At 49.3% G+C, this 438-nt stretch carries 1 protein-coding gene; it reads right to left on the reverse strand.

Translation table 11 applies throughout. The annotated features are described in order from the left end of the window. The coding region (locus AB4512_RS22970; RefSeq protein WP_372175834.1) for an NAD(P)-binding domain-containing protein at positions 1-438 on the reverse strand (438 nt) is incomplete at both ends.

Genomic DNA, 438 nt, shown 5'->3' on the forward strand with positions numbered 1-438 from the left:
CACTTTTGCAGCAATCGCTTCCCACATCGGTTTCACATATTGCCAAGCTGATTGGTCGCCACTCGCCATCAGCGCAGGGCCAACACGAGCGCCTTCTTCACCACCAGAAACGGCGGTGCTGAAGAAACGAAGCTTGCCTTTGTAGCTCACTTCGCGTGCCTCGGTATCTGTCCATAAGCTGTTACCTGTATCGATAACAATGTCATCATTTTCTAAGCCAGCATCAAGCAAGCTATTCACGACGATATCGACAGGTTTTCCAGCAGGAACCGACAAAGCGATTACACGCGGCTTCGCTAGCCCTTGCAGCACATACTCAAGGCTAGTCCCTCGTGTGAACTGACCTTTACCAGTAAACGATTCATTAAGCAGCTTCGCTTCTGAACTGGCACGTTCAACGTTGTCTGTATTCAAATCAAAGCCAGCAACGTTAAAACC

It is taken from the genome of Vibrio sp. 10N.222.52.B7 (genome assembly GCF_041474275.1).
Lineage (GTDB): Bacteria > Pseudomonadota > Gammaproteobacteria > Enterobacterales > Vibrionaceae > Vibrio > Vibrio crassostreae_C.